Consider the following 8,750-nt stretch of genomic DNA (forward strand, 5'->3'; position numbering starts at 1 on the left):
CGGGCGCAGGAGGATATCTGAGGGCTCTGGACCGATCATGAGGGCGGTTTCCCCTTCTCCCCTTGTGGGAGAAGGTGTCGCCGAAGGCGCGGGGTGTTCCAGCTTGACACGGACTTAAGCCGGCATTGAGTGCGACGGTAGAGGTCGCCAGCGTCTCACTCCGCTGGAACACCCCTCATCCGTCTCTGCGCTTCGCGCCGATCCACCTTCTCCCACAAGGGGAGAAGGAAGAAGCGCCACGGCCGAAGGCCGAGCCCGCGACTGCGGGCCGCCGGTCGTCCGGCGCCCCCGCGCAGGGCCAGCCGCGGCAGCGGCGATACGGCCCGTGAGCGAAAACCAAACGGCCGAAGGCCGAGCCTGCGACCGCAGGCCGCCGTTCGTCCGGCGCGCCCGCGCAGGGCCAGCCGCGGCAGCGGCGATACGGCCCGTGAGCGAAAACAAACTGCCGTCAGGCCGCCTTCTTCTTGGGCTGGATCAGGCCGCGCTCGACCAGGAGCTCGGCGATCTGCACGGCGTTGAGCGCCGCGCCCTTGCGCAGATTGTCGGAAACGACCCACATCGACAGGCCGTTGTCGACGGTCGAATCCTCGCGGATGCGCGAGATGAAGGTGGCGTCCTCGCCGGCCGATTCCAGCGGCGTGATATAGCCGCCGTTCTCGCGCTTATCGAGCACCTGGCATCCGGGCGCCTCGCGCAGGATGTCGCGCGCCTCATCCGCGGTGATCGGCTTCTCGAACTCGATGTTGACCGCTTCCGAATGGCCGATGAACACCGGCACGCGCACGCAGGTCGCCGTCAGCTTGATCTTGGGGTCGAGCATCTTCTTGGTCTCGGCCACCATCTTCCACTCTTCCTTGGTGAAACCGTCATCGAGGAAGACATCGATATGCGGGATGACGTTGAAGGCGATGCGCTTGGTGAACTTCTTGACGTCGACCTGGTCTGCGACGAACACGGCGCGGGTCTGGGTGAACAGCTCGTCCATGCCTTCCTTGCCGGCGCCCGACACCGACTGGTAGGTGGCGACGACGACCCGCTTGATGGTGGCGACGTCATGCAGCGGCTTCAGCGCCACGACAAGCTGCGCGGTCGAGCAGTTCGGGTTGGCGATGATGTTCCTGCGCGTGAACAGCGAGATCGCGTCCGGGTTCACTTCCGGCACGATCAGCGGCACGTCCTGATCGTAGCGGAAGGCCGACGAGTTATCGATGACGACGCAGCCCTGCTTGCCGATCTTCGGCGACCATTCCTTCGACACATTGCCGCCCGCCGACATGACGCAGATGTCGGTGTCGGAAAAATCATACTGGTCGAGCGCCTTGACCTTCAGCGTGCGGTCGCCGAAGGACACTTCGGTGCCCTGGCTGCGTCGCGACGCCAACGCCACCACTTCGCTCACCGGGAAGCCGCGCTCGTCCAGAATGTTGAGCATTTCGCGGCCCACATTGCCCGTGGCGCCGACTACCGCAACCTTGAAACTCATAAGATCTCCTGTCCCTCTCCGCTTGGTTGTTGGAGAAACCCGCCGGCCTCATGCGGGTTCCGTCCCCCGGGCCGGACCCGGGAGAGGGTGGTTAGGCCAAGGGAATCACACCGTTTTGGTGGTGGTTTTGCCGGTTTTCTTGGCCAAGAATGGGGTTTTGCTGGAACGGACGGACGCGTCTGAACGCCCGGCCCAATGGTTCACATTGTGGCTGGGGGTATCGAATGCAAGAAGAGCCATCAAAAGGCCGCGCATCGAAAAAGATCCCGTTCGAAGCGGGCTTTTACGCGGTTTGGTAAAAGAGTCAATCGGCGCAGCGCTTCTCCTTCTCCCCTTGTGGGGTGAGAAGCGGTCCGCGTTAGCGGACGAAAAGCCAATTGCTTGGCTTTTCGAGCTTCGAACGCCCTGAGCCTGCGAAGGGCCGGGTGGTGGATCGGCGCGCGGCGCCGAGACGGATGAGGGGTGTTCCAGCGGAGTGAGACGCTGGCTTTCCCTGGAGCACCCCTCATCCGGCCGCTTCGCGGCCACCTTCTCCCACAAGGGGAGAAGGGAGAGGCGGTGCCGCCTGCTCTGTACAATGGCGGCTGCAGGAAGTACGAACGGCCCAAATACCGTTGGCTGGCGCAGTGCCGGCCTTGTGCTCCATGACGAGCGCAGAACCCCGAATTCCGAAAGAAGAAAATGTCCAGTTTCGAAACGATTGTTCCTGCGCTGGCGCAAGCGCTGGAAAAACGCGGCTATGTCGCGCTGACGCCGGTGCAGAAGGCGGTGCTTGGGCCGGAGCTCGGCGAGGCCGACGCGCTGGTATCGGCGCAGACCGGCTCCGGCAAGACCGTCGCCTTCGGCCTTGCCGTGGCGCCGACGCTGCTCGGCGCTGAGCGGTTTGCTCGGGCCGGTGCGCCGCTCGGCCTGGTCGTGGCGCCGACGCGCGAGCTGGCGCTGCAGGTGCGGCGCGAGCTGGAATGGCTTTACGAGCTGACCGGCGCCGAGATCGCCTCCTGCGTCGGCGGCATGGATATGCGCACCGAGCGGCGCGCGCTGGAACGCGGCGCCCATATCGTCGTCGGCACGCCCGGCCGGCTGCGCGACCACATCACGCGCGGCGCGCTCGACATGTCGGCGCTGAAGGCGGTGGTGCTGGACGAGGCCGACGAGATGCTCGACCTCGGCTTCCGCGAGGACCTCGAATTCATTCTCGACGCAGCGCCCGCCGGGCGCCGCACGCTGATGTTTTCCGCCACCGTGCCGCGCTCCATCGCCACGCTGGCGAAGAGTTACCAGCGCGACGCCGTGCGCATCTCGGCCGGCGGCGGGGAAAAGCAGCATCTCGACATCGAGTACCGGGCGCTTTCCGTCGCGCCCGCCGATCGCGAGAACGCCATCATCAACGTGCTGCGCTACTACGAGGCAGGCAACGCGATGGTGTTCTGCAACACCCGCGCCGCCGTCAACCATCTTACAGCGCGCTTCAACAACCGCAATTTTGCGGTGGTGGCGCTGTCCGGCGAGCTCAGCCAGAACGAGCGCAGCCACGCCCTGCAGGCGATGCGCGACGGCCGTGCCAAAGTCTGCATCGCCACGGACGTCGCGGCGCGCGGCATCGACCTGCCCAATCTCGATCTCGTCATCCACGCCGACCTGCCGAGCAATCCGGAGACGCTGCTGCATCGCAGCGGCCGCACCGGGCGCGCCGGCCGCAAGGGCGTCAGCGCGCTGATCGTGCCGGGCAATGCACGCCGGCGCACAGAGCGGCTGCTCGCCAATGCCGGCCTGACCGCGGCCTGGGCGAGCCCGCCCTCGGCCGACGAGGTGCTGCGGCGCGACGACGAGCGCATCCTGGCCGATCCTTCCTTCGGCGAGCCGGTGAAGGAGGAAGAGCGCGACTTCGCCACGGCGCTTCTCGAACGGCATGGCGCCGAGCTGGTGGCCGCCGCTTTCGTGCGGCTTTGCCGGGCAAGCCGCTCGGCGCCTGAGGACCTGATCGATGTCGCGCCCTTCGCGCCATCAAAGGAGAAGTTCGCGCGCCGGGAAGAAATCTCGGGTCGCGGGGAAGAAACAACGGGCCGCCGTGACGATTTCGGCGACAGCGTCTGGTTCTCGCTGTCGGTCGGCCGCCGGCAGAATGCCGAGCCGCGCTGGCTGATCCCGATGCTGTGCCGCACCGCCGGCATGTCCAAGCGCGAGATCGGCGCCATCAAGATGCAGCCGGAAGAGACCTTCGTGCAGATCGCCGCGGACTGGGCCGACCGGTTCGTCGCCGCGATCGGCCCCGACCGCAAGCTGCAGGGCAACATCGCGGTCAGGCGGATCGACGGCACGCCGGACCTGTCGCGCGCCGGCTACCAGCCGCCGAGGCCGGAGAAAAAGCCGCATCGCGGCAAGCGGTCTTTCGACCAAGGCGCGCCCGGATTCGAGAAGCGAGCGCCAAACGAGCGTCAGCCTGCTACGGCGCTGGACACCTGGGCGAAGAAACCCGGCAAGGCGAAATTCGACAAGCCAAAGTTCGACGGGCCGAAATCCGACCAGCCGGCAAAGCGAAAGAAGCAGAAGAAGCGGCCAGCGTAGGATCGCGACGGAAGGCGGAGGCAGGCCCTCGGCGAATGCTCGGCGCTCTCTTTCGGCGGCAAATGGCAACCTTCGAGATTGGCCGGAGCGTCCGAACTTCGTCATTCTATGGCGGAGCAAGGAGCGAAGCGACGCAGCGCAGACCATAGAATCCATTCCGTGACCTAGGAGCGTCGCAGCGGTGCAGAAAGCCCTCGTTCTGCACCGCCTCTATCCTTCGGGCGAGGTCACGGAATGGATCCTCGGGTCTGCGCGACCGCTTCGCTCCCGCTCCGCCCGTGGATGACGAAGTTCGGACGCTCCGGCCAATCTCGAAGGTTGCCATTTGCCCGGCGCACGCCGCGAGCCGGCAGCCACCACGCCTTCGTCATTCTATGGCGGAGCAAGGAGCGAAGCGACGCAGCGCAGACCATAGAATCCATTCCGTGACCTATGAGCGTCGCAGCGGTGCAGAAAAGCCCTCGTTCTCCACCGCCTCTACCCTTCGCGCGAGGTCACGGAATGGATCCTCGGGTCTGCGCGTCCGCTTCGCTCCCGCTCCGCCCGTGGATGACGAAGTTCGGACGCTCCGGCCAATCTCGAAGGTTGCCATTTGCCGCCGAAAGAGAGCGCCGAGCATTCGCCGAGGGCCTGCCTCCGCCTTCCGTCGCGATCCTACGCTGGCCGCTTCTTCTGCTTCTTTCGCTTTGCCGGCTGGTCGGATTTCGGCCCGTCGAACTTTGGCTTGTCGAATTTCGCCTTGCCGGGTTTCTTCGCCCAGGTGTCCAGCGCCGTAGCAGGCTGACGCTCGTTTGGCGCTCGCTTCTCGAATCCGGGCGCGCCTTGGTCGAAAGACCGCTTGCCGCGATGCGGCTTTTTCTCCGGCCTCGGCGGCTGGTAGCCGGCGCGCGACAGGTCCGGCGTGCCGTCGATCCGCCTGACCGCGATGTTGCCCTGCAGCTTGCGGTCGGGGCCGATCGCGGCGACGAACCGGTCGGCCCAGTCCGCGGCGATCTGCACGAAGGTCTCTTCCGGCTGCATCTTGATGGCGCCGATCTCGCGCTTGGACATGCCGGCGGTGCGGCACAGCATCGGGATCAGCCAGCGCGGCTCGGCATTCTGCCGGCGGCCGACCGACAGCGAGAACCAGACGCTGTCGCCGAAATCGTCACGGCGGCCCGTTGTTTCTTCCCCGCGACCCGAGATTTCTTCCCGGCGCGCGAACTTCTCCTTTGATGGCGCGAAGGGCGCGACATCGATCAGGTCCTCAGGCGCCGAGCGGCTTGCCCGGCAAAGCCGCACGAAAGCGGCGGCCACCAGCTCGGCGCCATGCCGTTCGAGAAGCGCCGTGGCGAAGTCGCGCTCTTCCTCCTTCACCGGCTCGCCGAAGGAAGGATCGGCCAGGATGCGCTCGTCGTCGCGCCGCAGCACCTCGTCGGCCGAGGGCGGGCTCGCCCAGGCCGCGGTCAGGCCGGCATTGGCGAGCAGCCGCTCTGTGCGCCGGCGTGCATTGCCCGGCACGATCAGCGCGCTGACGCCCTTGCGGCCGGCGCGCCCGGTGCGGCCGCTGCGATGCAGCAGCGTCTCCGGATTGCTCGGCAGGTCGGCGTGGATGACGAGATCGAGATTGGGCAGGTCGATGCCGCGCGCCGCGACGTCCGTGGCGATGCAGACTTTGGCACGGCCGTCGCGCATCGCCTGCAGGGCGTGGCTGCGCTCGTTCTGGCTGAGCTCGCCGGACAGCGCCACCACCGCAAAATTGCGGTTGTTGAAGCGCGCTGTAAGATGGTTGACGGCGGCGCGGGTGTTGCAGAACACCATCGCGTTGCCTGCCTCGTAGTAGCGCAGCACGTTGATGATGGCGTTCTCGCGATCGGCGGGCGCGACGGAAAGCGCCCGGTACTCGATGTCGAGATGCTGCTTTTCCCCGCCGCCGGCCGAGATGCGCACGGCGTCGCGCTGGTAACTCTTCGCCAGCGTGGCGATGGAGCGCGGCACGGTGGCGGAAAACATCAGCGTGCGGCGCCCGGCGGGCGCTGCGTCGAGAATGAATTCGAGGTCCTCGCGGAAGCCGAGGTCGAGCATCTCGTCGGCCTCGTCCAGCACCACCGCCTTCAGCGCCGACATGTCGAGCGCGCCGCGCGTGATGTGGTCGCGCAGCCGGCCGGGCGTGCCGACGACGATATGGGCGCCGCGTTCCAGCGCGCGCCGCTCGGTGCGCATATCCATGCCGCCGACGCAGGAGGCGATCTCGGCGCCGGTCAGCTCGTAAAGCCATTCCAGCTCGCGCCGCACCTGCAGCGCCAGCTCGCGCGTCGGCGCCACGACCAGGCCGAGCGGCGCACCGGCCCGAGCAAACCGCTCAGCGCCGAGCAGCGTCGGCGCCACGGCAAGGCCGAAGGCGACGGTCTTGCCGGAGCCGGTCTGCGCCGATACCAGCGCGTCGGCCTCGCCGAGCTCCGGCCCAAGCACCGCCTTCTGCACCGGCGTCAGCGCGACATAGCCGCGTTTTTCCAGCGCTTGCGCCAGCGCAGGAACAATCGTTTCGAAACTGGACATTTTCTTCTTTCGGAATTCGGGGTTCTGCGCTCGTCATGGAGCACAAGGCCGGCACTGCGCCAGCCAACGGTATTTGGGCCGTTCGTACTTCCTGCAGCCGCCATTGTACAGAGCAGGCGGCACCGCCTCTCCCTTCTCCCCTTGTGGGAGAAGGTGGCCGCGAAGCGGCCGGATGAGGGGTGCTCCAGGGAAAGCCAGCGTCTCACTCCGCTGGAACACCCCTCATCCGTCTCGGCGCCGCGCGCCGATCCACCACCCGGCCCTTCGCAGGCTCAGGGCGTTCGAAGCTCGAAAAGCCAAGCAATTGGCTTTTCGTCCGCTAACGCGGACCGCTTCTCACCCCACAAGGGGAGAAGGAGAAGCGCTGCGCCGATTGACTCTTTTACCAAACCGCGTAAAAGCCCGCTTCGAACGGGATCTTTTTCGATGCGCGGCCTTTTGATGGCTCTTCTTGCATTCGATACCCCCAGCCACAATGTGAACCATTGGGCCGGGCGTTCAGACGCGTCCGTCCGTTCCAGCAAAACCCCATTCTTGGCCAAGAAAACCGGCAAAACCACCACCAAAACGGTGTGATTCCCTTGGCCTAACCACCCTCTCCCGGGTCCGGCCCGGGGGACGGAACCCGCATGAGGCCGGCGGGTTTCTCCAACAACCAAGCGGAGAGGGACAGGAGATCTTATGAGTTTCAAGGTTGCGGTAGTCGGCGCCACGGGCAATGTGGGCCGCGAAATGCTCAACATTCTGGACGAGCGCGGCTTCCCGGTGAGCGAAGTGGTGGCGTTGGCGTCGCGACGCAGCCAGGGCACCGAAGTGTCCTTCGGCGACCGCACGCTGAAGGTCAAGGCGCTCGACCAGTATGATTTTTCCGACACCGACATCTGCGTCATGTCGGCGGGCGGCAATGTGTCGAAGGAATGGTCGCCGAAGATCGGCAAGCAGGGCTGCGTCGTCATCGATAACTCGTCGGCCTTCCGCTACGATCAGGACGTGCCGCTGATCGTGCCGGAAGTGAACCCGGACGCGATCTCGCTGTTCACGCGCAGGAACATCATCGCCAACCCGAACTGCTCGACCGCGCAGCTTGTCGTGGCGCTGAAGCCGCTGCATGACGTCGCCACCATCAAGCGGGTCGTCGTCGCCACCTACCAGTCGGTGTCGGGCGCCGGCAAGGAAGGCATGGACGAGCTGTTCACCCAGACCCGCGCCGTGTTCGTCGCAGACCAGGTCGACGTCAAGAAGTTCACCAAGCGCATCGCCTTCAACGTCATCCCGCATATCGATGTCTTCCTCGATGACGGTTTCACCAAGGAAGAGTGGAAGATGGTGGCCGAGACCAAGAAGATGCTCGACCCCAAGATCAAGCTGACGGCGACCTGCGTGCGCGTGCCGGTGTTCATCGGCCATTCGGAAGCGGTCAACATCGAGTTCGAGAAGCCGATCACCGCGGATGAGGCGCGCGACATCCTGCGCGAGGCGCCCGGATGCCAGGTGCTCGATAAGCGCGAGAACGGCGGCTATATCACGCCGCTGGAATCGGCCGGCGAGGACGCCACCTTCATCTCGCGCATCCGCGAGGATTCGACCGTCGACAACGGCCTGTCGATGTGGGTCGTTTCCGACAATCTGCGCAAGGGCGCGGCGCTCAACGCCGTGCAGATCGCCGAGCTCCTGGTCGAGCGCGGCCTGATCCAGCCCAAGAAGAAGGCGGCCTGACGGCAGTTTGTTTTCGCTCACGGGCCGTATCGCCGCTGCCGCGGCTGGCCCTGCGCGGGCGCGCCGGACGAACGGCGGCCTGCGGTCGCAGGCTCGGCCTTCGGCCGTTTGGTTTTCGCTCACGGGCCGTATCGCCGCTGCCGCGGCTGGCCCTGCGCGGGGGCGCCGGACGACCGGCGGCCCGCAGTCGCGGGCTCGGCCTTCGGCCGTGGCGCTTCTTCCTTCTCCCCTTGTGGGAGAAGGTGGATCGGCGCGAAGCGCAGAGACGGATGAGGGGTGTTCCAGCGGAGTGAGACGCTGGCGACCTCTACCGTCGCACTCAATGCCGGCTTAAGTCCGTGTCAAGCTGGAACACCCCGCGCCTTCGGCGACACCTTCTCCCACAAGGGGAGAAGGGGAAACCGCCCTCATGATCGGTCCAGAGCCCTCAGATATCCTCCTGCGCCCG

General features: G+C 66.0%; 4 protein-coding genes. 2 read left to right on the top strand and 2 right to left on the bottom strand.

The genetic code is table 11. From position 1 onward, the window contains the following. Window positions 1-448: 448 nt before the first annotated feature. Complete coding sequence (locus tag FJ980_RS28135) at window positions 449-1,483, bottom strand: aspartate-semialdehyde dehydrogenase (protein ID WP_140546922.1); 1,035 nt, start codon at window positions 1,481-1,483, stop codon at window positions 449-451. A gap of 681 nt (window positions 1,484-2,164) precedes the next feature. Between FJ980_RS28135 and FJ980_RS28140 the strand changes: the two genes are divergently transcribed. Continuing rightward, window positions 2,165-4,048, top strand: coding sequence for a DEAD/DEAH box helicase (locus tag FJ980_RS28140; RefSeq protein WP_140546923.1), 1,884 nt, complete (start codon window positions 2,165-2,167; stop codon window positions 4,046-4,048). Window positions 4,049-4,702: 654 nt separating this feature from the next. Here FJ980_RS28140 and FJ980_RS28145 read toward each other — a convergent pair. Next, on the bottom strand, window positions 4,703-6,586 hold the full coding sequence (locus FJ980_RS28145; protein ID WP_140546923.1) for a DEAD/DEAH box helicase: 1,884 nt from the start codon (window positions 6,584-6,586) through the stop codon (window positions 4,703-4,705). 681 nt (window positions 6,587-7,267) lie between these two features. Here FJ980_RS28145 and FJ980_RS28150 point away from each other — a divergent pair. Then, window positions 7,268-8,302 (top strand): aspartate-semialdehyde dehydrogenase, encoded by a 1,035-nt coding sequence (locus FJ980_RS28150; protein WP_140546922.1) that lies wholly within the window; start codon window positions 7,268-7,270, stop codon window positions 8,300-8,302. The last annotated feature ends 448 nt before the right edge of the window (window positions 8,303-8,750 follow it).

This window comes from Mesorhizobium sp. B1-1-5 (assembly GCF_006443065.1).
In the GTDB taxonomy this organism is placed as follows: Bacteria; Pseudomonadota; Alphaproteobacteria; order Rhizobiales; family Rhizobiaceae; genus Mesorhizobium.